Source organism: Curvibacter lanceolatus ATCC 14669, from assembly GCF_000381265.1.
GTDB classification, from domain to species: domain Bacteria; phylum Pseudomonadota; class Gammaproteobacteria; order Burkholderiales; family Burkholderiaceae_C; genus Curvibacter; species Curvibacter lanceolatus.
This window is the reverse complement of the sequence record NZ_KB906254.1, coordinates 403621-426507: the sequence shown is the minus strand read 5'-3', so window position 1 is coordinate 426507 and position 22887 is coordinate 403621. Positions and strand designations below refer to the sequence as shown.

20 protein-coding genes are annotated in these 22887 nt (G+C 63.0%); 6 read left to right on the top strand and 14 right to left on the bottom strand.

What is annotated here, in order from left to right; genetic code table 11:
* Nucleotides 1–16 precede the first annotated feature (16 nt).
* The 3 genes from F624_RS0106580 to adk all read left to right on the top strand — a co-directional run bounded on the left by F624_RS0106580 (nucleotide 17) and on the right by adk (nucleotide 1803).
* The gene (locus tag F624_RS0106580; RefSeq protein ID WP_019573482.1) at nucleotides 17–199 is read left to right on the top strand and encodes a Trm112 family protein; all 183 of its coding nucleotides are present in this window, start codon (nucleotides 17–19) and stop codon (nucleotides 197–199) included.
* Entirely contained in the window at nucleotides 196–969 is a 774-nt protein-coding gene (gene kdsB / locus F624_RS0106575; RefSeq protein ID WP_031254307.1) for a 3-deoxy-manno-octulosonate cytidylyltransferase, read from the top strand. The genes F624_RS0106580 and kdsB overlap by 4 nt, the downstream gene beginning before the upstream one ends.
* Nucleotides 970–1146: 177 nt before the next feature.
* Nucleotides 1147–1803, top strand: coding sequence for an adenylate kinase (gene adk, locus F624_RS0106570; RefSeq protein ID WP_019573480.1), 657 nt, complete (start codon nucleotides 1147–1149; stop codon nucleotides 1801–1803).
* Between the two features lie 75 nt (nucleotides 1804–1878).
* Here the strand turns inward: adk and F624_RS0106565 are convergent, their stop codons facing one another.
* On the bottom strand, nucleotides 1879–2844 hold the full coding sequence (locus F624_RS0106565; protein WP_019573479.1) for an asparaginase: 966 nt from the start codon (nucleotides 2842–2844) through the stop codon (nucleotides 1879–1881).
* Nucleotides 2845–2908: 64 nt separating this feature from the next.
* Between F624_RS0106565 and lexA the strand changes: the two genes are divergently transcribed.
* The 3 genes from lexA (at nucleotide 2909) to F624_RS0106555 (ending at nucleotide 4843) form a co-directional block, all read left to right on the top strand.
* Nucleotides 2909–3580 carry a transcriptional repressor LexA gene (gene lexA / locus F624_RS0106560; protein ID WP_031254304.1) on the top strand — a complete coding sequence of 224 codons (672 nt, stop codon included), beginning with the start codon at nucleotides 2909–2911 and terminating at the stop codon, nucleotides 3578–3580.
* Between the two features lie 121 nt (nucleotides 3581–3701).
* Nucleotides 3702–4142 (top strand): hypothetical protein, encoded by a 441-nt coding sequence (locus F624_RS34755; RefSeq protein ID WP_157443358.1) that lies wholly within the window; start codon nucleotides 3702–3704, stop codon nucleotides 4140–4142.
* Between the two features lie 317 nt (nucleotides 4143–4459).
* A complete protein-coding gene (locus F624_RS0106555; RefSeq protein WP_019573478.1) occupies nucleotides 4460–4843 on the top strand; it encodes a hypothetical protein in 384 nt (127 codons plus the stop codon).
* 45 nt (nucleotides 4844–4888) lie between these two features.
* On the opposite strand, the gene F624_RS0106550 is transcribed toward F624_RS0106555, so the two are convergent.
* From F624_RS0106550 to F624_RS0106485, 13 genes are all read right to left on the bottom strand, one after another.
* A complete protein-coding gene (locus tag F624_RS0106550) occupies nucleotides 4889–5161 on the bottom strand; it encodes a hypothetical protein (protein WP_019573477.1) in 273 nt (90 codons plus the stop codon).
* Nucleotides 5162–5230: 69 nt separating this feature from the next.
* Nucleotides 5231–5575, bottom strand: a complete 345-nt coding sequence (locus tag F624_RS0106545) for a hypothetical protein (RefSeq protein ID WP_019573476.1) — start codon at nucleotides 5573–5575, stop codon at nucleotides 5231–5233.
* Nucleotides 5572–6132, bottom strand: a complete 561-nt coding sequence (locus F624_RS0106540) for a phospholipase D-like domain-containing protein (protein WP_019573475.1) — start codon at nucleotides 6130–6132, stop codon at nucleotides 5572–5574. The genes F624_RS0106545 and F624_RS0106540 overlap by 4 nt, the downstream gene beginning before the upstream one ends.
* Nucleotides 6129–6641, bottom strand: coding sequence for a lysozyme (locus F624_RS0106535; RefSeq protein ID WP_019573474.1), 513 nt, complete (start codon nucleotides 6639–6641; stop codon nucleotides 6129–6131). Before F624_RS0106535 ends, F624_RS0106540 begins: the two co-directional genes overlap by 4 nt.
* Nucleotides 6638–7012, bottom strand: a complete 375-nt coding sequence (locus F624_RS0106530) for a hypothetical protein (RefSeq protein WP_019573473.1) — start codon at nucleotides 7010–7012, stop codon at nucleotides 6638–6640. The genes F624_RS0106535 and F624_RS0106530 overlap by 4 nt, the downstream gene beginning before the upstream one ends.
* 9 nt (nucleotides 7013–7021) lie before the next feature.
* A complete protein-coding gene (locus tag F624_RS0106525) occupies nucleotides 7022–7603 on the bottom strand; it encodes a DUF1353 domain-containing protein (protein WP_157443357.1) in 582 nt (193 codons plus the stop codon).
* Between the two features lie 94 nt (nucleotides 7604–7697).
* The gene (locus F624_RS33965; protein ID WP_084679434.1) at nucleotides 7698–9101 is read right to left on the bottom strand and encodes an SGNH/GDSL hydrolase family protein; all 1404 of its coding nucleotides are present in this window, start codon (nucleotides 9099–9101) and stop codon (nucleotides 7698–7700) included.
* A 45-nt stretch (nucleotides 9102–9146) separates the two neighbouring features.
* Nucleotides 9147–9497 (bottom strand): hypothetical protein, encoded by a 351-nt coding sequence (locus F624_RS0106515; protein ID WP_019573470.1) that lies wholly within the window; start codon nucleotides 9495–9497, stop codon nucleotides 9147–9149.
* Between the two features lie 110 nt (nucleotides 9498–9607).
* On the bottom strand, nucleotides 9608–16912 hold the full coding sequence (locus F624_RS35515) for a PLxRFG domain-containing protein (RefSeq protein WP_084679433.1): 7305 nt from the start codon (nucleotides 16910–16912) through the stop codon (nucleotides 9608–9610).
* Nucleotides 16912–18369: a hypothetical protein gene (locus F624_RS0106500; RefSeq protein ID WP_019573468.1), complete on the bottom strand. Its 1458-nt coding sequence runs from the start codon at nucleotides 18367–18369 to the stop codon at nucleotides 16912–16914. Before F624_RS0106500 ends, F624_RS35515 begins: the two co-directional genes overlap by 1 nt.
* Nucleotides 18370–18453: 84 nt before the next feature.
* Nucleotides 18454–20322, bottom strand: a complete 1869-nt coding sequence (locus F624_RS35510) for a hypothetical protein (protein ID WP_019573467.1) — start codon at nucleotides 20320–20322, stop codon at nucleotides 18454–18456.
* Between the two features lie 3 nt (nucleotides 20323–20325).
* On the bottom strand, nucleotides 20326–20763 hold the full coding sequence (locus tag F624_RS0106490; RefSeq protein ID WP_019573466.1) for a hypothetical protein: 438 nt from the start codon (nucleotides 20761–20763) through the stop codon (nucleotides 20326–20328).
* Nucleotides 20760–22883, bottom strand: coding sequence for a hypothetical protein (locus F624_RS0106485; RefSeq protein WP_157443356.1), 2124 nt, complete (start codon nucleotides 22881–22883; stop codon nucleotides 20760–20762). The genes F624_RS0106490 and F624_RS0106485 overlap by 4 nt, the downstream gene beginning before the upstream one ends.
* Between the last annotated feature and the right edge of the window lie 4 nt (nucleotides 22884–22887).

The following is a 22887-nucleotide window of genomic DNA, read 5'->3' as shown; positions in this document are numbered from 1 at the left end:
CCAACACCTTCTCCGCATGGACAGCAAACTTCTTGAACTGCTGGTCTGCCCCGTGACCAAGGGCCCGCTGACCTACGACAAACAACGCGAGGAACTGGTGTCCCACAGCGCCCGCCTGGCCTACCCGGTGCGCGATGGCATTCCCGTCCTTCTCGAAAACGAGGCGCGCACGCTCAGTGACGAGGAACTGGGCCTGTGAACCACACAGTTCTGATTCCAGCGCGGCTGGCATCGTCTCGGCTGCCAAACAAACCCCTGGCCGATATCGCCGGCCTACCGATGGTGGTGCGGGTGGCGCGCCAGGCACAAATGAGCCTGGCCGCCCAGGTGGTGGTGGCCGCGGACGATGCCCAAATCGTCTCGGCTTGCCAGCAGCATGGTGTGCAGGCCATCCTCACCCGAGCCGACCACCCTTCGGGCAGCGATCGATTGGCTGAAGCCTGCCGCACGCTGGGCCTGGCAGACGACGATCTGGTGGTGAATGTGCAGGGTGACGAGCCCTTGATTGACCCGGGCCTGATCGATGCGGTGGCCGCTCTGTTGCGCCAACAACCCGGCGCCAGCATGAGCACGGCAGCGCATGCCATCGACTCACTGGAAGAGTTCAACAACCCAAACGTGGTCAAAGTGGTGCTGGAAGCCTCGGGGCTGGCACTGACCTTCAGCCGCGCTCCGATTCCCTGGTCGCGGGACATGGCCGGCCAGGCCTGGTGGAACAGCCCAGCCTCCGCAGGGCTCAAGCCGTTGCGTCACATCGGTATTTACGGCTATCGCGTGGGCTTTCTGCGGGCCTTCCCCAGCCTGCCCCAAGCGCCGCTTGAGGTAGTGGAGTCGCTCGAACAGATGCGGGCTGTCTGGCATGGGCACCGGATTGCGGTCCACCTGAGCGAGCAAGCCCCCGGGCCCGGCGTCGACACGCCCGAAGACCTGGCGCGCGTGCGGGCGCATTTCAACCAGCTCTCGGGCTGAATCTCGTGGCGCCCGGGGTGGCCGGCGAGGCTGCGCTTTGTCACAAGCGTAAGGCTGGCGCAGGCCTGCCCATGCTATCCTCTGGACCAAATGAGCACTGCATCTGCCTTGGCCCAACGGGGTCAACTTGCGCGCAGCCAGTGGTGCCGGCCGATTTGACACTATCCGAGGACTTCCATGAGACTGATTCTGCTGGGCGCGCCAGGCGCGGGTAAAGGCACGCAAGCCACCTTCATTTGCCAGAAGTACGGCATCCCCCAGATTTCAACGGGCGACATGCTGCGCGCAGCGGTCAAGGCCGGCACCCCCCTGGGCCTGCAGGCCAAGAGTGTGATGGAGTCCGGTGGCTTGGTGAGCGATGAGTTGATCATCAACCTGGTCAAGGAGCGCATTGCCCAGGCCGATTGCGCCAATGGTTTCCTGTTCGATGGCTTCCCCCGCACCATCCCCCAAGCCGATGCCATGAAGGCAGCAGGCGTCAAGCTCGACTACGTGCTCGAAATCGATGTGCCTTTTGAAGCCATCATCGAACGCATGAGCGGCCGCCGCTCGCACCCGGCTTCGGGTCGCACCTACCACGTCAAGTTCAACCCACCCAAGACCGAAGGCCTGGACGACCTCACCGGCGAACCGCTGATCCAACGCGACGACGACAAGGAAGAAACCGTCAAGAAGCGCCTTGAGGTCTACAGTGCACAAACTCGGCCTCTGGTGGACTACTACGGCAATTGGGCCAAGAGCGATGCCGCCGCCGCCCCCAAGTACCGCGCCATCAGCGGCATGGGCTCGGTCGATGAGATCACGGCTCGCGCCCTGCAGGCACTGGCCAGCTGAGCTCGCGCTGGCATCCACGACAAGCCACCTTCGGGTGGCTTTTTTGTGCCTGCGACCCTGCACGATCGCCGGGAATCAAGCCATCAACTGCAGCATCAGCGCGACCCGGGCCTTGACCGGATTCAACCCGGGCATGACCGGCCAGCCCCCTGCCTCCGTCACCAACACTGGGCCGAAGGCACAACGGGAACTGCGATAAACCGCCACACCCGCCGCAGCAGCCCGCTGCAAAGCCTGATCCAGACCCTGGTTCAACGTGCCATTGCCAGTGGCCGCGATCACCAGACCGCGCACGCCTTGAGCCACCAAGGCGTCCACCTCACGCCCCTGCGCTCCGGCATGGCTGTACAGCACAGAGACCCAGGGCCAATCCAGGGCCGGCAAAGCCAAGCAAACCGCGGCCAAAAGCTCCGCTGCGGTGCGGCTTGGCGTTAATGGGTTGGTGCGCAACCAAGCCACCTGCCCCTCATACAGACGCGCACAGGGCCCGACATCGCCCGAACTGAAGGCATCCGGCTGGTAGGTGTTCACCTTCTGAACGGCTCCGGCTTCATGCACCAGGCCCGCACACACCACCAGCACCCCGCTGGCCTGCGGGTCAGAGGCCACCGCCACAGCATCGACCAGATTTTGCGGACCATCCGGCGCCAACGCCGTCGCGGGACGCATGGAGCAGGTCAGCACCACAGGCTTGGCACAGTGCCCCAAGGTGGCGCTGAGGAAATAAGCCGTCTCTTCGAGGGTATCGGTGCCATGGGTGATCACCAGCCCCTGAACGGAGGCATCCGACAGCCAATGCTGAACGCGCTGCAGCAGCACCTGCCAGGTTGGGTGATCCATGTCCTTGCTGTCGAGTTGGGCCACCTGCTCACAGCTGACGGTAACACCCTGCGTCAAAGGCAGCCCCGCCAGCAGATCGGCCACACCACGCTGCGCAGCACGGTAGCCGATGTTGTCGTCGGGTCTTCCGGCCTCGCCCGCGATGGTGCCACCGGTACCCAATACAACAAGGTGCGAAGAAGTCGTGATGTTGGCTTGCATTTCAGAAAAAACTGGTGAAAAATACAGTTACTGGATATTAAAACAGCCCTCAGGAGCCGCCACCATGGACATGCCCAAGCTCACCGCACGACAGCAACAGATTCTGGAACTGATCCAGACCGCCATCGGCCGCACCGGTGCTCCACCAACCCGGGCCGAAATCGCATCCGAGCTGGGCTTCAAGTCAGCCAACGCGGCTGAAGAACACCTGCAAGCGCTGGCACGCAAAGGGGTGATCGAACTGGTCAGCGGCACCTCGCGCGGCATCCGACTGCGTGGCGAAACCTTGCGCCAGCTGAACCAAAGCCGAGACCCTCAATTCTCCTTGCCACTGCCCGGTCTCAGCCAATTGGCCTTGCCCTTGATCGGTCGTGTCGCCGCAGGCTCACCGATTCTCGCCCAAGAGCATGTGGATCAAACCTATTACGTGGAAAACAGCCTGTTCCAGCACAAGCCTGATTACTTGCTGAAGGTACGCGGCATGTCGATGCGCGATGCCGGCATCATGGACGGCGACCTGCTGGCAGTGCAATCCACCCGTGAGGCCAAGAATGGCCAGATCATCGTGGCGCGCCTGGGTGAAGAGGTCACCGTCAAGCGTCTGCGTAAGACAGCCCAGCACATCGAACTGATCGCCGAGAACCCCGACTACGCCCCCATCATCGTCCAGCCGGGTGATCCTTTTGAGATCGAAGGATTGGCCGTAGGTTTGATCAGAAACACGATGCTGATGTAAGGCAGAGGGCCTGCGCAGGTGGCGGGCGTTTGAGGCAAGACGAGCTTGCCGAACAACCCTGCGCTGGCTCTATCTTTCAATCCTGCCTGTGTTCAACCCCTGAATCGAACTGGAGTTTCACATGGGAAAGGCATTCACCACCGCCGTGCGTTGGCTCGCCCCTTTGGGCGCCATCCTGGCCCCTCGACGCACCCACACGGCCGCCTTGAGCGACACCAAGCGGGTCGCTCACGCCTCCAACCCGACGCCGCCTGCTCGCGAAGCTGCGGCCTGCCCCCACCAAAGACCCCAGGACCTGATCGGCATTGCCATCGAGCAAGCTTCGGCCACGCCCCACCCGGACGCAGGCCCAGACCGCACCGACCGAGGACCTGCGGCGGCAGTCCCGCACGCGCACCCGGGTTCCTCACCACCCAGCCTGCGACCTCTTCGCGTGCTGCGCATCCGGGAGAGTGGCCCTCACCCCCGACAAGCTGGCCGACTGGTGATCTCCGGGCGCATGGCCGATGTCTGCGCCGAGTTGGAGCGCTTGGCCGCGGCACACCCGGGTTTGGTGCACTGAAAGGGCCGCTTGATTCCCGAGTCACAGACCAATTTGAGCGCCGCTGTTCCACAGCCAACCAGGCTTGAGCACAAAACACGGTCACCCTGCCTGAACATGACAGGCCAGATGGACGCTCGTCAGTTGCATGTCCTACGCTGAAACGGGCAAATGCCTGCATTCACCCCAGCAGGTTCCATGATCCGCATGCTCCAGGCTCGGCACCGATCACAGGCAGGGCACAATCAGGGGATGAACATTGTGATTCTGGATGCTTGTGTTCCCCTCTGAAAACAGAGGTCCGTTTTTCAAACCTACGCCAAAAGCTACGCCGTTTTGTGCAGTACTTCGTCTACCGCATCCGCCATGCCGGCCACCGCATCGCCGGCTCAGACCCAGCGCTGCGCGTCGGCATCCAGGGTGACCTGGTGCTGGCCCCGGCCACCACGGAGGGCCGCCGACTGCAGGCCAGGCTGCTCGGTCCTGATGGCCAGGACTTGATCCAGCGCCTGGAGTACGCCGAGGTCTGCCAGATCCGCGGCGAGGCCATGCACATCGTTGGCGTCGAGCTGGTGTCCCGGGTGTCGCGCGGCAAGCCGGCCAAGTACCGGCAAAGCTGGCTCTGCGTCAGGGATGAGGCCGTGGCCCTGGATCTGCTGGGCAGGGTGCAGGTCAAGCCACTGGATCCGCTTGGCCCTGAGTATGACGACTGCCCAGAATGACAAAAGCCCGCGCGCGGCGGGCCTGGCTGTCGAGGCCGACCAGAATTAGGTCGAGGCGGCCGTGGCAGCTGCAGCCTGGAATCCATCGGTGCCCACGGCCTTGTGCAGGGTCACCGCGGCATTGATGATGGGCGTGAGCTGGTCGACCGTGGCGGTCACATTGCTGACGGTCTGCAGGCCAGACTGCACGGCACTGAGCACGAACTGCAGCTTGGCGGTGCCGGCCACGTTGGGCACGGCCTGCTGAATGGCCTTGGTGGCCTCGATCGCCAAAGGTGTGGCGGCCTTGATCAGGGCGAGGTATTGGAAGAAGTTCATGGTGGTGGCTTTCAGAATTGGCACTTGATCCCGACTGCAACGGGCGGAATCATCCCGTGGGAGAGCGATTCAGCCGCCAGCGTGGTCTTCTGCTGGGCCGGCGCTGGGGCCGCTTCCGCTTCCAGTGCTGCCCAGGGCCGGAGGCTTTGCAGGCAGGCCGACCTTTGAGCTTGAAACTGCCGTGGCGATGGCGTTGAACAGGCCGTACAGAGCCACGACACCAGCAGCAGCAGCTTGCAGAGCCGCATCACTGACGTGAACGTCGATGCCAAAGCCCTGGGCGATGACCACGGCCGCACCCAGGAACGACGCCAGTGCGCCCGTAGCCAACTGGGCGTTCTTCCAGGTGGCTGCATTGGCGAGTTCCTTGCCCTGCTTGAATGCCGTGATGAAGGCGGCGAACTGGGGGATCATTGGCCACCCCCTTTGCAGGTCACGGTCTTGGGCAGAGCCCGGATGCGCTGCCACTCGGTGGCGTAGGCCACGGCCAGGGCCGGCGAGTCGGTCGTGTACAAGGCATTCTCGGCATTGGCCTTGTCGGCGCTGACCGTGAAATTGAACGAACCGTTTTCGACTGACACCCCATCAACCACCATGAACTTGTGGTGCAAGATTCGGTAGGTGTGGTCAATGAAGCACGGGATTCCGGCCGCCACCATCACCGCCTGGCTATCGCCGTTTTCCTGGGTGTGGTCGAGGATCACCGCAACATCCACCCCACGTTTCTTGGCCGCCACAACGGCCTTGATGATGTCGGGCGAGGTGTACTGGTAGGCCGCGATCAGCAGCGAGGATTTCGCATCACTGACGGCCGTGAGGGCGATGTCCTTGGCGCTGGGTGTGCTGTGGCTGAAGCCAACCAGGGGCTGGGCCGCGCCGGCATGGGGCATGCAGAAAATCGCCATGAAGGCCGCCATGAAGGCCGCCAGGATGAATTTGAAATGCGGGGTCATGGTGTCGTGGTCTTTCATTCGATCCGCCCAAGGCAAACAGCCAGTTCGGCATCGCGGCGGTAGACGAGGCCGTTCAAAGTCACGAGCCGCCCCTTCACGCGGGCCTTGACCCATTGCGTGAGCTGGTAGCAGCCGCCCGTGTAGTTCCCCTGGTTGAAAAGCTTGGCCATGGTTGAACCGGCCAAGCGCTCTGCACCCAGGTTGAATGTGAAGTCGATCAGTGCGGCCTGCTGCCACGGGTTGAGGGGCACCTTGATGACTTGCTTGACGGCGGCCTGGGCGATGGCCAGGTGCTTGCCGCGCAGACGGTCGCACTCGGCATCGGTGTAAGTCTTGCCCGGGATCACGTCCGGGCCGGTGATGCCTTCGCACACGGTCAAAATCCCGGCTGGGTCCACGTAGGGCTTGTATACCCGGCCCTCGAACCAGTTCACCAGCACACCGGCCAGCGCCATGGCCCCGGCGGTGCTGGCCGCGAGCAGGCGCTTTTTCAGCACGGCATTGATGCTTGTCTTGTCGTCGCTCATTTCGGCCCCGCGCCCGCCTTGACGGTCAAGATGAAGCCCCAGATGGCTGCGCAGAGCACCACGATTGCCGTGATCGGCTTGGCGATCGAGGCGAACCCGTTCAGCAGCCGGATGGCGCCCTTGGCGTTGGCGAACAGCCCGACGATTTCCGCTGTGTCGCCCTGGATCGTCTTCACGGCGGCCAGAACCTCACGGATCTGCTGACGGCATTCCGCGATCTCAGCGCGCAAGGACAGCATCTCGGCCGCGCCCTCTTCCAGCCTCTGATCCACCTCTTCCCGCCACTGCGCATGGGTGCGGCGGCGCTCTGGGCCCGTGTAGCCCGGGGTCTGGATGAAGTCGGTCTGGCGTGGAAGTGGTACGGCGCTCATGCTGGTCCTTCAATCCCAGTGGGGCTTGCCCCCAGCGCGAACGCCAAGGAAAACGAGATCCGCACGGGCCTCAAGGGCCGCACGATCTGAGTCAGTGGATGCACCGCCATCCTCAGTGATGTCACTGATGAACATCTCTCGAAGGATCTGGTCTGCAAGGAGACGCGATGGCACAGGGTGGATACCTGCCGGCCCGGCGGTGTAGAGGTAGTCGTGGACGGTGCCGGCCCGGGGCGACTGGGCAAGGCACTGGGACCAGGGCAGGATGCTGGGAACGCTCATGAAGTCGGTCTTGAACCCGGCGGGCACCGTGAGCAAAGCATTTGCCTGGGCGAAGTCTTCGCTTGTCCCCTGGTCCAGCCAGTACGATTTCAGGACATCGGACGAGAACGCCAGCGCCTCCAGCAAGACCCACCAGCCACGGCCATCATTGCCCACGCAGGAGATCTGCGAGGCTTTGAGGCGATTGAGGAAGTGGCCCATGTGCTGCATCCGGTTTGGTTGCAGCAAGTCTCTTTGGCAAAGCAAGAAATCTGAAACCTCAGAGGGGGCATGAAAAAACCCGCCGAAGCGGGTTGTGTAGTGGCTCAAGTCCGACCTGCGCCCGATTTCCTGCGGAGACCCGCGCCAGGGCAATGCAGGCGCGGGGTTGGGCGGATAGGGCAGAAGATGGGTTAGCTGGTGGTCAGGCCAGACCCAGCTTGGTCAGGTTGCGGATCGCGGCTCTCCTGAACCGGTAATTCCCACCACCATTGATGGACGCGTACATCTGCACCAGCGTCGTTCCCGCAGGCACGACAAACGGCGGCGTCTGGAACACGCCGCTCCCCTGCAATGCAAAATTGGGGTACGTGGTATCCCAGTAGAGGTCACTCACAGAGGCAAAAAACGATGCTCCGTTGTACGCCTGCAGCTTCAGGCAAATACCCTGCGTATTCGCAGCGGCAGCAGCGTCGTAGCTATCACCGGCAAACTCGACAACCCCGATGATGGTGTCTCCAATTGCCATCCCCGATCCAACGGATACATTGGAAGTGAGGCCCTGACCGCCGGACGTGCCATTTGCGACATTCAGCTGACACCATGGGTATGCGACCCCATCAGTGGCTGCAACGTAAGAAATTGTTGGTGTCCCGATCTTGTTCCAGCCGGTTGGCGTGGCGCTCCCAGATCCGCTGAGCATCGGGTTTGTGAGCAGGTTTTCCGTGTCACCATTGCTCTGGGCCAGCCAGGGATTGACCGGGCTGATGAACGGGCGAACTGCGTCGGCAATCAATTTGCCCTCAACAGCCGCGCCGATGGCGGATTCATGCGTTCCGTCTGTCAGCATTGACGACAGCGCCTTGAATGTGGTGGTCACGTCCAATGTGGCCGACTCCTGAGACACCAGCACTACATTTGGACGACGGGAGGCCGCGATCTTCAGCAGCCTGTTGATCTGCATGTGATACTGGTTTTCAGCATCAGCCGCCGATGTTTTTGGCGGGATGGTGTACCAGAGCACCCTGCGGCCCGCTGCAACAGCCAGATCCCACATTGCGATGATGTTCACATCAGTCGTGCTGGCGTTTCCAGTGTTCGACGATGAGGTGTCGTTTGTGCCGGCCATGCCACACACCCATTCCGACGCACGAGATAGCACATCAGTTTGGAATCTGGCCAGAATTTGAGCTGACTTTTGCCCGCCAATACCTGCATTCCCCACGACCTCGAATGCATGGTTCAACAAAAAATTGGCGTGGTTGAATTGGCCCTTGCAATCGTAGGAGGCTCCTAGCGCCTGCACTGGCGTTGCAATCGATGTTCCGCCATTCATGGCGGTTTTTGAGTCCCCGGTCAGGATCACTCGATTGCGGTTTGGTGCGTTGCCAAACATGAATCCCTTGCTCACCCCCATCCCCGCATGCTGAGCAGCGTGAGCTGCCTCGGCAACAGGGTCAGACACGGGTGTGCCTGCGGGGCTGTAGAGCTGGCCCAAGAGAACCTTGGTTTGGCCGTCTTCCGACACAAGAGAGCGGACAGGCCCACCGGGGTATGCCGTTTGGATCGTATGGTTGTGGCTGTCGTCTGACTTGAGAGGATCGGTCATGGCAATGCTCCAATTCTGGGAAATTCTTTGGCCTGGGGTTCTGGCTCAGGGCGTGAAGGTGATGGCCAGGACACCGCCAGAGCCGGGGGCCACGACGAGGCCAGCGGTGTAGGGGAAGTCCACCGTGATGATTGAGCCGGCAGCTTGGTTGGCCGGGATGACGGCGATCTGGTTGGCGGCCGTGTTGCCGGAGGTTGAGGCGCTGTCGTAGATGGCCCCGGCAGTAGTGCCAGCGGTGATGACCGAGACCCGGGCAATGCGGCCAGGGTCGGTATCGAGCTGGACAGCAGCACCGTTCACGTTCAGAGCGGCTTGGGAGCCATGGGCAACGGCCTGATTGCCGGAGGCGTCTACCCGCGCGCGTGTCGGGTTGTTTTGCGGGTCGATAAAGTCCATGGCTGCCTCTTCGGAAGGGACGTGTTTGTTCCTGCCGATGTTCAAGGCGCTCGCGAATTCATCCAATCCCCAGAGGGGGGGGGTGGATAAATGCGATTCAACAGAACGGGTCAGAGGCCTTCGCGCGCTGCTTGCGTCTCCCTTCGCATTTCTGCCCGCATGGCCTTGGGGGCTGTTGCTGCAATGCGCTCGTCCTTGGACTTGCCCATCTCCCGAACCCTTTTCATGATGGCCGGGACATTGGGGGCAATGCGCTGGTCGGGGTTCTTGGCGTTCCAGTCGGCGATCTGGTCGCGGGCCTCGGCCACGGCATCCGCGTCTTTTTCGAAGATGCCGCGCGCCCACTTGGCCCGGATGTCCTGGGCCACCAGGTTGTAGAAGGCCTTTTCGCGCTGGTGGATGGAGTTGGCCTCCTGCATCTTCGAGACGGTGCCAGGCTGAAACCCGATGGCCTTTGCCGCGGCTTCAAGGGTGGTCGTATCCAGCACCTTGTAACCCTTGTCATCGCGGTAGGCTCCGGTGTTGAGCATGTCCACGCCCTTGGCTGCATTGCCGGCCGCCTTGGGCGCCAGGGACAGAGCTGCGGCACCGATGTCGCCCTTGGCAGCCTGGCCGCCAGCTTGGAAAAAGCGCTTGGCCATGTCGCCGGCCGGTCCCGCCAGTTCCAGCAGGTCGCTTGTGTGGTCGGTTTTCTGCATCAGCAGGCCGGTGCCTGGGATCAGGTTGCCCATGCCCAGGCGGCCCGACACATCGATGGGAGAGCCCGGCAAGCCGGTCACTCCGCGCTCAATGAAGTCGGCGCCGGCCCGGCCCACAAGGCCTTCAAGGAATTCCTGGCGGGCCTTCTTGGTGCTGAGGTTGTAGCCGAACAGCTGAGCGATGGCATCAATGATGTCGCCCATGTCGTCGGCAAAGGGCAAGCCCCCTGCCCCGCCCATCATGGCCATGGTGGCCAGGGCCAGCATCGCGGCCTTCTTGCCTTCGGGGCCGCCACGGGTGTACATCCGGTGCAGCAACTCCAGGTAGGCGATGGAGTAGGTCTTGAATGTCATCAGCGTGCCGCCGATGGCGCCGCGGCCCCAGACCATCTTCGAGGCCTTGGAGTAGACGAACTGGGTTTCTTGAACGGCCTTCTTGGCGAAGCCGGCCGGATCAGCAATGCCCTGGGCCTTGGCGATCCGATAGGCGGCGATGAAGGTGATCTGACGGTTTGCCTGCTCAGCAAAGCCGAAAACCTTGCCCCAGGCCAGGGACAAGCGAGACATGGCGTTCTGCCAAGCGGCCAGGGCGTTGCCTGCCTTGGAGCCGTCGCCGGAGCGCAGCGCGCCCGAGCCGCGCGCCTGGGCCATCAGCTGGTGCACTTCCTGCGGGCTCACCGTGCCGTCTTCCTCGGCCCGCTTCAAGGCCTCAGCCAGATCGGGCTCGAAGGTCGCGTTCGAGGCGATGCCCTTCATAGCCCGGATCAGCTGGGCGCCGGCCTGCTTGGCCCCGCCGAACTGGGAAAGCCAGGGGAACGACACCGCAATGGGCTGTGTCATGTTGACCATGGCCGAGGCCACGGAGCCGCCCAAGTACTGGGCAAACAACAGTCCCCGGATGGCCTGGGCCTCTTCCTGGGGGTTCTTGATGTAGTCAGCCAGGGCAATGGCCGCGTCCTTCAGCTCGCCCATTTCTTTGGGGATGGCGTTCACCGCATCGCCCAGGTCGCCCAGGTGCAGGCCTGCGGCCGTCTGCCGGGCATTCGAGTAGACGAAGCTGGCCAGCACGCGGCCCACGTCCTCGCTGTACCCAGCGATGCCCTTGCGATGGATCAGGCGCTTCATGGCGCTGCGGTTGGTCTTGGTCAGCTGCAGGTATTGCTGGAACGCCTTGTCGGCGGCTTCGTCGCCGGTCGAGTTCAGGCCCAGCATGTTGCCGAACAACTCCAAGCTTTCCGGGGTGATGCCGGCGAACTGCTTGAACGCTGCTTCGGAGAGCGTGCCCTGAGTCACCACGCCGCCCTGGAACTCGGCGCGCATCCGGTTGGCCATGGCCCGGGCCTCCCGGGCAGTTTCGAACAGGCCGAAATACTGGCGCTGGCCGCCGGCATCCAGCACGTCGACTGTGTACTTGCCGAAGCGGCTCAGCGGCGCGTAGCCCTTGGCCTGCAGATCTCGCACCTTGTCGGCGCGGTCGATCATGCCGTTGGCCGTGGCCGCCAGAGTCTCAGCCCGGTCCGGGATCTCCTTGGCCAGCGAAAGCAGGTAGTCGCGCAGCATGGTGGCGGCCTCCTGGGCATCCTTGGCCTCCATGACGGCCTCACGGATCGGCACGGCATCCTTGCCAGCGAAGCGCAGCATGTCGGCGCGCGCCATGGTGTCGATGCTCTTGTCGGTCGTGGCCCGGAATTCCTTGTACAGATCGATCTGGGCATCCGACAGCCCGAAATGGGCGCGCAGCTCATCGGGAGTCCAAACCACGCCCGGCTGCAGCATCTGGCTTTCGAACCGGCTGGCCACCAGCTTTTCGAACTGTTCCACTGGCATGCCCAGCCACATCCTCAGCACCTGGTCACTGATCTTGCCGGTGCGCAGCAGGCGCTGGGCCTTTTGCTCGGCGGTCAGGATATTGGCCGCGGCCTTCAGGTCATCGATGGGTACGGCCTTGCCCGACTCATCGCGGCCCCAAGACAGGGTGCCTTCGAAAATCGGTGCGCTGATGGCCTTGTTGTCGGCCGCGCTGATCGGAGATTTGCCGATGTCCCGCCAGTTCTCAAGCTTGGGCAGCAGCTTGGGCGCCAGGTCGGCCGCCTCGCTGGCGTAGAAGCTCACATCGTCAATGAAGCTTTGGGCGGCATTAAACACCTTGGCGAACTCGGGAGAGCGCTCGGCCAGGTTGTACATGGTGCCGATGGTCTTGTGCCACCAGGACAGCTTCCCGGGCACATTCAGGGCGGCCTGCAGTTCGGCCTTGGCCTTCTGCTTGAGGTCGGATACCGTGGCGCGGCTGAATCGAATGTCTGGGTTAGAGGGGTCGAACTGGCCGTTGTTGCCGGTGGCGGATTTGATCTGCTCGGGGTCAAATGCGATCCATGCATCCCCGCCATTTCCTTCCTGGGTGTTTGCGTACACAACGCCATCAAACCCACTGGCTTTCAGAGCATTCTTGGCTGCCGCCATGAATTCCGCTTCACGGCCTCGATTAAAGCCGACACCCATTGGCTCAAATTCTGAACCAACCGGGAGAACTCCTTTGGCAACAAGTTGCGGTACAACGTGTGCCGACATAAAGCTACCTCGATCCTGCAGGCGAATCGGCTTCTTTATGGAAAGGTAAGCTGGCAGTATTCTTGCGCCAGTTTCATCTGTAAATGCGTTTGCCTGATCGGCGCTACCAAAGTGTGCACCGAACTCTGATTCTGTTTTAAATTCAGAAAAATCCCTGAAGGTGCCGTGGTAGACCACCAGCGGCTTGCCTTCTGCATCCACCACCTTGCTATCACCAAACCAGCGCTTGAACTCAGGCGTGTCTGTGACGCTGCGTTTTGTCTGCGCGATGATGTTTTTCAGCGCATCGCTGTTTGCTGGGTTCTCAGCCTGGGCGATGCCGAAGGCCAGATCCACCATCTGCTGGGCAGTCATGGTGCCCGGCTTGCCGGTGATCTTGGCCCACACGTCCTGCAGCATCTTGCGGACCTTGAACAGCCACTTTGAAGCCGTGCCTTCACGCGCCATGGCATTGGGCTTGATGCCCATCTCGATCGCGGTCTGCACTGCGTACGGGAACAGTTCTTCGGTGGTGTAGGCCTGGGTCGGACCGCCCGGGCCGGCGGAGGATTCCACGCGGTTGCGGGCAATCGAATAGATCTCGGCTTCTGCGCTTCCGGCGGCCGCGTTTTCCCAGTTCTTGATCTCGCCATGGATCTGGTCCCAGCCGGCCTGGCCAAGCACCTCCTTGCCCCATTTGTGCATCAATTCGTGCATCACCACGGCATGTTCGGATCCTGCCTTGATGCGGTCAGCAATGAGGAACACCGTTTTCGATGCGGGGTTGTAGAAGGCCATGGCTTGGCCCTGGGCGCCCTCGCCATCAAGAGATGCCTGCATCCCGATCATGGGCTGCCATTGCTCTTTGATCTCGCTGGCATTGCTCACCACCACGCGACCCAGTTCGTTGGGCAGCTTGCCAGTGATGCCGATAATCTCCCGCACTGCAGAGCGCACACCTTCGACGGTGGACATGGCCGGCGGGGCCTGAATTCGAGCCAGGGCCGCCAGGAAAGCGTTTGCCTCTTCAGGCGTCATGCTGCGGCTGAACTGCGCGGCCCCCTTCTTGGTGACGAGTCCAGCCTTGAGCGCATCCTGAGCGACCTGCTCCTGGGCGGCCTTCACGTAGCGCAGCTCATCCCGGTGCGCGGACTCTGCCTTGATGAGCTCGACGCGCAGGTCGGCGCGGCCTTCTTTGACCTGGGCGCGCAGGGACTTGACGCGCTGCCACGCCTTTTCTTTGCGCTCGATGGCGTTGTTCAGGGAGCCGACAGCCGGGGAATCGTTCTGCGCCTTTTGAGGCTTGCCAGAAGCGGCCACGGGCGCGGACGCCTCGGGATACTTGCCGGCGGCTTTTTCCTTCTCGTACTTTGCGGCCAGGTCCAAGAACTTAGTTGGCTCCCACTTGACCATGGAGTCGATGGTCTTGCGGATCTCGGCTGCCTTTGCGCCGGCCTGCAGCAGCTTGGGCGCCCGGGCCATGTCGGCGATCATCTGAGCACCGACTTCATCAAACTTTGCCTTGGCGGCTGCCTTGTTTTCCTTGCGGGAGGCCGCGGCCTCTTTCGACAGGGCGTTTTGCTTGGCCTTCTGCTCTGCCTTGTAGCGGTCAAGTTCGGCGTTGATCCCGGACGTGCGGCCAGGGATGTTGAGCTCGCCATGGTCCAGGCGTGGCGCTTGCTTTACCGGCTGGGCGTCGGCAGCGGCAGCAGGCCCTGCTCCGGTTTCTTGCGGCTGTTGCGCTTCTGCTTGCTGGGCTTGATCGGCTTGAGGGCCATTTGCTTTCTCCGTAGGTGAGGGGTTTGTTGGGGTAGTGGCGCCGGCCTCCTGGGTAGCGCTCGGGAATTCTTTGACCGTGGCCAGCAAGTCTTTGATAGGCGCATCCAGGCGGATCACCTTCACCTGCTGATTGCCTGGGATCTTGGCCAGCCACTGGTGGTGGCCGTCCAGCACGTGGCCATCAGACGACACCAGGATTGAGCGCTCGCCACCCTTGAAGGCCTGGGCCTTGCGCACCTTGGGCGGCGAGTATTCGGCCTGTGTCGGCTTCAGGTCGGCCGCCGGCACTTCTTCCTGGGTGGCCTCGATGCCTTTGGCCTTCAGGAAATTGACCATGGCGCCGCGGTGCTCGGCTTTGATCTGGGGCATGTCGGCCCGGGGCACCGACAGAGTGCCGGTCTCGGCGCCGAACTTCTGCCAGCGCATGCCTTTGGTCAGCCCAGCGGCTTCCAGGGATCCACCTCCCGCTGCGGGTACTCGCGCAGGTTCTGCAGGCGTTCCACTTCCCGCCTGAGTTGCCGCTTGATCTCCCTGGGCTTCGGTGGTCGCTCCAGGGGCTGATGGGGCTTGCTCGGACTGCTGGACATCTTGAGCCTCCGTGGTTTTCGCTGGGGCTTCCGGGGCGGCGGCCTTCTTCTTCAGTGCAGTTCGCTTGGGCTTTGCGGCGGGCTCAGCTGCTCGTGCAGCCACACCCGCTGCAGCAGGTCCGCCATTTCCGCCGGCGCCATCCTGATTTCCCCCTCCGGCGTTTGGAGCCAGAAGTCTTCCAGCGTCTGCGCCTCCAGCATCGACAACATTTGCAGGTCGACCATCTCCTGAATCCACGGGGACAGCGGGGCTTGTTGTGCTGACATCTTGAGGCTCCTGGGCAAAAAGATCCGGGGCAGCCTGTGGCACCGGTTGGCTTGCGGCCTCGATGCGGCGGCGGGCCAATTCCCGGGCAATTGCCTTGCGGATGCCTGGGCCCTGGGCGCTGCGCAGCTGGGCGCGCAGTTCATCGGTCGGGCGCGAGGTCAGGTCCGCTGCGGGCTCACCGCCCGGGGCCGGGCTGGCGGTTTGGGCTTGCTCGGCCAAGGCCTGGGCCTGCTGAGCGGCCAGGGCCTGAGCGTGCACACCGGTATCCACCGCAGCAGCTGCAGCGCGCGAAAGCACACCATCTGCCGGGTTGATGCCCATGGCCTCAGATGGCCGGGCCCCCTCGGGCGCCGGTTGGGCCTGGGGCGCTTGTTCGCCCGGGGGGGTCTGGGCAATCGGGGGCTGTTCAGCCACCGCAACGGTTTCCGGGGGCTGGCCGGGGGCGGCCTGCTCATCTGCAGCCAGGGCGGTTTGAGCGGCCGGCGGCACAGGGGTGGTGGGCGGTGCACCAGATGTCTCAGCTGCGGGGGCTGCAACATCCTGGCCGGGCGCTTGTCCATGGCCAGGTTGCGGAGCTGGTTGCTCGGCGGGTGCCGAGCGGCCAGAAATCGGGCCAGCAACGCCACCGGTCACACCGCCAGTCACCAGGCCCTGGGCCGCGGCCTCGGCCACGCCTTCAGACCAAGGCTTGCCCTGGGCAATGTTCTGGGCGGCCTGTTCCTGGGCGCTTTGCGGCAGTTCTTCCAGGGCGCCTTCAACCAGCACGCCTTCACCGATCTTGCGGGCAATGCCTTTTTCGGCGCCCTTGGCCACGGCCTCTGCGCCCACGGCGCCAGTCTTCCCGGCCGCCAGCATGGTGTGCACATCGCCAATGCCCAGCTTGTTGGCCAGCTTGCCAGCCCCCAGGCCGATCGCGCCAGTGGCAGCGCCTGAGGCGGCCAGAATGGCGGCCTGTTTGCCCGTCAGTTCGCCGTCGGCGGCTTCTTGGCGCACCTGCTCGGTGTTTTGGCCGGCAGCCACGGCACCTTCGCCGATTGCACCGGCCAGGATGGGGCTGATCGCCGGAGCCAGGGCCGTGACACCTCGGGCGGCCACGCCACCTGCCAACATTGATGGAGCGGACTCGGCCACCTGGTTGACGATAGTCGAAGGGTTTTGAACCATTGCTCCAATGGTCGGGAAGAAGCCCTTGGCATCCTGAACCGCTTTGTCGGCGGCCTGCTGCTCGGGGGACTGCAGAGAACTCAAGACCTCCTTGGCCTGCTTGGGCCGGAAGCCAATGTCACCTTCCTTGTTCTCCAGGAACTTGCCCACTTTCCCGCCCGTTGCCAAGTCGGCCAAGCCCACGGCAGCTTCTGGCACGCCGACGACGCCCTTGGCCACAGACAGGCCCACATCGGCCAAGCGGCGGGCCGCGCCAGACGGTTCGGCCTTGGGTGCCGGCCCGAACTTAGCCCACGGGCCTTCTGCGGCAGTGGAGTCGGAAGGGGCGGAGGTTGCGGCAGGCGCCGCGAAGTTTTCCCAGGGGCCGCTCATCAAACCTTCTCCCAGCTTTTCGGGTCGGCCGGGTTGCCGCCCTTGAATTTGTAACCGTCATGGACTGCCCCAACGGTGGGCGGCTTCGGCGCAGCGGCCGGCTGATCCACAAAAGAGCCTGTTTCGTTGTTGATGACGCGGGCCGGCAGGGTACGCATCAGGCCGGTCGCCGGATCTGCTTCCTGGCCGCCTGGCACCACAGTGAAGCGGTTGGCTGGCTCTTTGCCGTTGAGCGCGCGCAGCTTCTCGGCGGCGGTTTTCTGTGCAGCCGGGGTCGTGGCGGCCAGCAGTTCGGCCTGGGCGCCCTCAAGGCGATCGGCTGCCCGGTTCTGGTAGCTCGCCGCGGTCTGCTTCAAAGCCAGTTCGGCCCGGCCCAGCTGATTGGTCTGCGCAAACCGGTTCGATGCCCCGGTTTCGGCCATCTTGGCCCGGGCGGTTTGTCCCGTGTCTTGCATGAACGCGCGGGAGCTGGCGGCATCCTCGCGGGCGGCCAATTGGGCATCGCTGCGCAGGGCTGCCAGTTCGGCGGCGCCTCGCTGGGCTGTTGGCCGATGGATCGAAGAAGCCGTGGTTTCAGCGTTCTGCATGGCCTTGCGCGCGCTCCAGGGATCCTGGGTCAGGGTCAAGGGGGGCGCGGCCGGGTTGCTGGCCGTGGTTTCGGCCACGCGGGCCAGGGATTCGGCGCTCGAGAGGCCCGACATGCGCGCAGCTGCATCATTCGACTGGGCCGAGGGCATGCCGCCACCCAGCCCGACAGGTGCAGCAGCGGCCGGCGCCTGGACCACGGGCACGGTATTCATGCGCTGAACGGCAGGTGCTGCAGGTGCGGCTTGTGGCGGGCTCACAGCTGCAGGAGTGGCGGGGCTTGAGGCCATGCCCAGGGCGACTGCGCCCGCGCCCGGCACAGCGTACGGTGCTGCGGCCGATGCAATCTTTCCAACAGCGGTGGCAGGCCCGGCCATCTTGGCGGCAGCCGATGTCAGTCCAGAGGCAACAGCCGGCACAGCACCTGGGATCGCGGCAGCGCCCGGCAATGCCGAAAGCGTGTTCATCGCGTTGCGTGCAAAGTCGTTGTTCAGCGGGGAGTCTTGCGAGCCATCAGGCGCCACGGTGCGCGGTGCACCGACAGGGATCTGGTTCGAGGTGGCCGAATCGCCAGCTTGCCGGGGTGCCGCAGCCAGCCGGCGCGCGGGATCCGGGTCAACCACGCCGCCATCAGCCTTGGCCTGGACCCCATCCTTCATGCTGGGCTGCCCGGTCGGGGTGTGCGTATCGCTGATCATCTTCATGACAGCCGCAGCGCCGCCCAGGGCCTGCACGGTATCGACGGGCAGCACCACCTCGCCGGGGGAAAGCTTGGCGCTGACGTTGTCGGAGGTTGGCGATCCCTTGCCTTTGACCACGCCACCATTGGCGTATTTGGGGATGCCCCCCGCGAGTTTGGCTGCTACTCTCATGGTCGCCCCGATTGAAATTTCATCGGGCGATGATGAAAGCCCCGCCCTGAGAATCAAAACCTCAGAGGGGGCAATCCAGTGACGTCAGACCGATGCGATGGGCGTGACGTCAGCGCTCGTGGCGCCGCTGTAGTTGTAGCTCACGCTGGTGGAGCCCTTGGCATCGATGCTGGCCGAGGTGTGAATCATGCTGTACGCGCTGCCCACCAGCTGCGCCATCACCTGGGAGCCCACTTTCCCGACTTCCAGCTGGGTCTGCTTGGCCGTGACGATGGCGTCCGAGTTCAGCTTTTGCGCACTGAGGGTGTATTCCTTTTGCGCGCTGTACAGGCCGATCGCGGTCTGCCAGTGCTTCACATCCTGGTCGACCTGGGCGGACACGCCAGCCAGGGCCGCACGGTAGCCGTCAAGAATTGCGCTGGATTGCGCTGCCACGGCTTGGACACGGGCGGTTTCACCCTGTACCCGGGCTGCCCATGCGCGCCATTCATCGGCCTTGGCCGCCACCACGCTCTCGAAGAACTTGATGTTGACCTGGGCCTGCTCGGAGGCTGCGCTGACCTGGGCGGCATAGGCCCGCACCTGGCCCTCGTAGGCCGACACCTTGGTGGCTTCGGCGCTCACGCCAGCCTTGTACATCTCCACCTGGGCGGTCTGGGCGTTCACCCCGGCCACGTAGGCCTGGATTTGCTGGCCGGCCGCGCTGATCTTCGCGCCCTCGAGGTCGATCAGGGCCTTGGTGCCGCTCAGCTGGGCCTTGTAGATCTCCACCACGGCCATGCCGGCCTCAATCTGGGCTTTGTACTGCTCCACCAGGGTGAGGTTGATCTGCGCCTTGGTCTGCTCGGCCGACAGCTCGGCTTTGTAGACCTCGAGTTGGGCCATTTCGGCGTCAATGATGGTCTTGTAGGCCTTTTCGTAGGCCTCGTAGCCGGCCAGGAGCGCCTGGTAGCCGGTCACCTGGGCGTTGTAGATGGAGACGGCATTTTCTGCGTAGGCCTTCGAAATCTCGAAGGTCAGCTGCTCCATCTGCATGGAGTAGTCCACCAACTTGCTTTCCAGCGTGATTCCCTGCTCGATGGCCTGCTTGAGGTTGGCCTGCTCGAGGTCCGCCTGCTTGATGGAAATGTCGCGGCTGGCCTCCGACAGCTTGTCGTAGTAGCTCTGCTGGGCCGCGCGCAGTTGGGCGGCCAGGGCGCCGGAAGGCAGCGGGAAGCCCAGGGCCTCATGCGTGCGCATCACCTCGGTCACGTTGGCATCGCCGATCGCCTCTTCACGGGTGCGCAGCCGGTCCCAGATGGCCTGCTCCACAGCCGCCGGCAGACCGGTGCCGCCCGCCAGGCGCTGGTTGATCAGGGCCTGCAGGTTTGTCAGAAGCGCGCTCGAGTACTCCGGGCCCACGGAATGGGTGAAGGGTGTTGGCGCGGCCAGGGTGAAGGTGGGCACCGTCTGCAGGAAGGCCTGCATGTCCGTGTGCAGGTTCACCCCGCCAAAGGTCACAGTGCTCAGGCTCATCAGCGTGGGCGTGCTGGGCATGGTCACCGTTGGCGCATCGGGCACGGTCACGGCCGACAGAGAAGGAACCGTGGGGATGGATCCAATGCTGATCGTGGGCGCCGTGGGCATGCTCAGGCTGGGGGCGGATGCGCTGAAAGTCGGGAACAGGCCGGTCAGCGAAGGCGCAGTGAGGTCCAGGGCCGCCGGCTTGCCAGCTGCCAGGGTCGAATCAAATTTGAAGTCGCTGCTGATGGTGGCCAGCGCATCGGGCACGGTCGGGATGGTCACAGGCGTGGGCTCGGCCACGGGGGTCCATTCGATGCTGTAGGTGGGCGCGGTGTAGATGGCGCCACTCATCGCGTTCAGAAACGAGGTGAGCTGAGTTTTTGCCGCATCGGCATAGTTCTGGGCCTTGGTGAATGCCGTGTCGACGTATTGGGCAGGCGTGGTGGTCATGGCTTAGATCCTTCTGGATTTGGACTCAGAGACGGGCACCTCGATCTGGTCAAGGCGGAAATAGTCACCGTCCGGGTTGCTGTACCCAAACGCAAGGTAGTTCTCCCGGATGCCGCGGCCCGTGGGACATCTGGCCTCACCGGTGGCGAAGGCCGGGAAGATGTAGGGCCAGGAGGTGACCGCGCCGTAGACGGTCAACTGGCCACGGCCAGCGCACTGCAGGGACAGGTAGACCATGCTCAAAAATTTCTTGAGGCTGGAGCCCCAGAGTTTTTTGCCGGTGACCACGTTGGCCACGATGGGAGTTCCCGCATCAGTGGCGCCGCCCAGCAGGCGCAGGCCGGCGGCCGATCCCGCATAGTTCGGCGTGATCGAGTTCACCGAGTGGTTCGTGTATTCGCTCACCGCGCCGGTCAGCGTATTCAGGACGATGGCATTCATGGGGCGACCTTGTAAACGTGATTGAGGGCCTTGGCGGTCAGGTTGAGCACCGAAGGGTCTGAGGTCCAGGACTTGGATGCAAGCGCGGCCAGGCCTTCGCCGACCATCTCGGGGAAAACCGTGACCTCTGAAAACGGAAATGGGCCTACTTGGGCCACGCGCGGGGCAGCGCCAGGGTGCAGACCCGTGGCGGCCACGATCGTGCACGGGTAGTTGTCCCACAGAGAGTTCAGCGCGAAAGACGGAAAGGTGGCCGAGCGCATCTTGCTGGCGGGTACGTCGGAGGGCGCGGTCCAGGTCCAGTTAGTATTTCTTGTGGTCCGAAGCACCCGACGAACTCGAACCGCTCGCGGCGAGGTGCCGGCGCTCTGCGGATCGGGCACGGCTGGGACCGAGTAGGCGCCCAGGCTTTTCAGCCAAATCGCGTCGTACTTGCGCAGGTCCACGCACGGCATCCACACCCAGGCCAGGCTGAAGGGGTCATAGACCTCATATTCAAGCTGGATCAGGGTGATAACCGTGCCGGGCGGCAGGAAGGCGTCGGAATTGATGCGCGCCGTCGTGTCCGAGGTGCCAGCGATCGCGCTGTTGACGAAAGCTGGGTATCCGGTGGCCGTGCTGAACGTGAGGGTGCTCAGGTCGCCGGGCCGGGTCTGGGCTGGCTCCAGGTAGTGATTGGGATAGAACCGCTTGTAGCGGACATAGTCCCCATTCGCCAGCCAGCCAAAGATGTTGGCAGGCTGCGCAACATTTCCGCCGAGCTTCCAGCCGGAGGGCAGCGCCATCGTGGTCTGGGCATAGAGGTCTGAGTAGGTCTCGCTGGCCACCGTGTTCACATTGCCATTCGTGACCGTGTGCGTGATCTGCCAGTTCACCGTCGCGTCGGTGATTTGGTCGTGACCAATGTCGGTTCCGGCCGGCAGCGAGAACGTGCCAGCATGCGCACCCTTGACGTTGAAGGGCATCGAAAGGTAGCGCGCCACCAGGTGGGGTTTTGAAATCCCGGTATCCAGCCACGTGGTCAATGAAGAAATTTGAGCGCCACGTCCTGATGTGCGCCAGGCCTTCAGGATGGCCGCGCCACTGCCACCGGCGGCATCAATCGCTGCGCATGCATCAAGCCAAGCCTGATACACGGTGGAATGCCAAGCAGCATAGTCCGCAGCGTAGTAGGCCGCCCGATCAGCCTCCCAGGCCAGATGCACGGGAATGAACGCCGCATAGGCAACGCTGTTTGCATGGGATATGGATAGCGACGAAGCATCATCGGCGGCCTTCATCGCCGTCAAAGTTGCGTATATTTCAGATCGACCAACATCGTTGTATGGCCCGGAATAAATGGGTGTGCCACCATCATCTGGAAAAATGCGTTTGTAGAAATCCCTTGTGGCAGTATCAATACCCTCCCAACCGAAGAAGACATTCCTAGAGAGCAAATATGGTGTCGTCAGCGAATAGAAGTCCGACGATTCAAACGTATCAACAATACGCCAGAAGGTATTCTGATCTGTGCTGGGGATGATTTTTCCATTCAGCTTTTTATAGAAAAATCCACCGCTGTCATACCCTGTTTCTACAAGGTAAGGATTCAGGTTCCTGAGCGAAACAGATGCTGATCGCCATCTTGGCGGATCGGATGGAATGATTTGATCCCAGGAATCGACGTGGTAATACAAAAGCCCAAGGCTTTCACCGCCTGGAGTTCCAACAAACACCGGCTCGGGAACGCTGTACGGCGCTGGTGTCGGGTAGGTTGGCTCAGGCGGGTAAGGACTGATGCTGCCCAGGTCAATCACCTCGCGGTCAAAGATCGGCGCAAAGGCCAGATCAACATAGGCCGGATAGGCCAGGGGCGCGTTCGTGTTGGTGCTCTGCTCATCCAAAACCGGGTCAACGAAGATCCGATCAACCCCATAGAACCGCTCAAGGCGAACTGGCGACCCATCGGACAAAAAGACGTACCTGGTCTGCCGTGGCGCGATCGACAGCCGGCTGAGGCGATCAAATTCTCCATAGTGGCCGCGGAGTTCGTTCAGTTGGTCTTCGTTGATGTCCCCGCTGGCCAGGATCTGGACAGGGATTCTCCCGGCGATGGGCTCGCCGTCGAAGGTCAGGAACATCGGC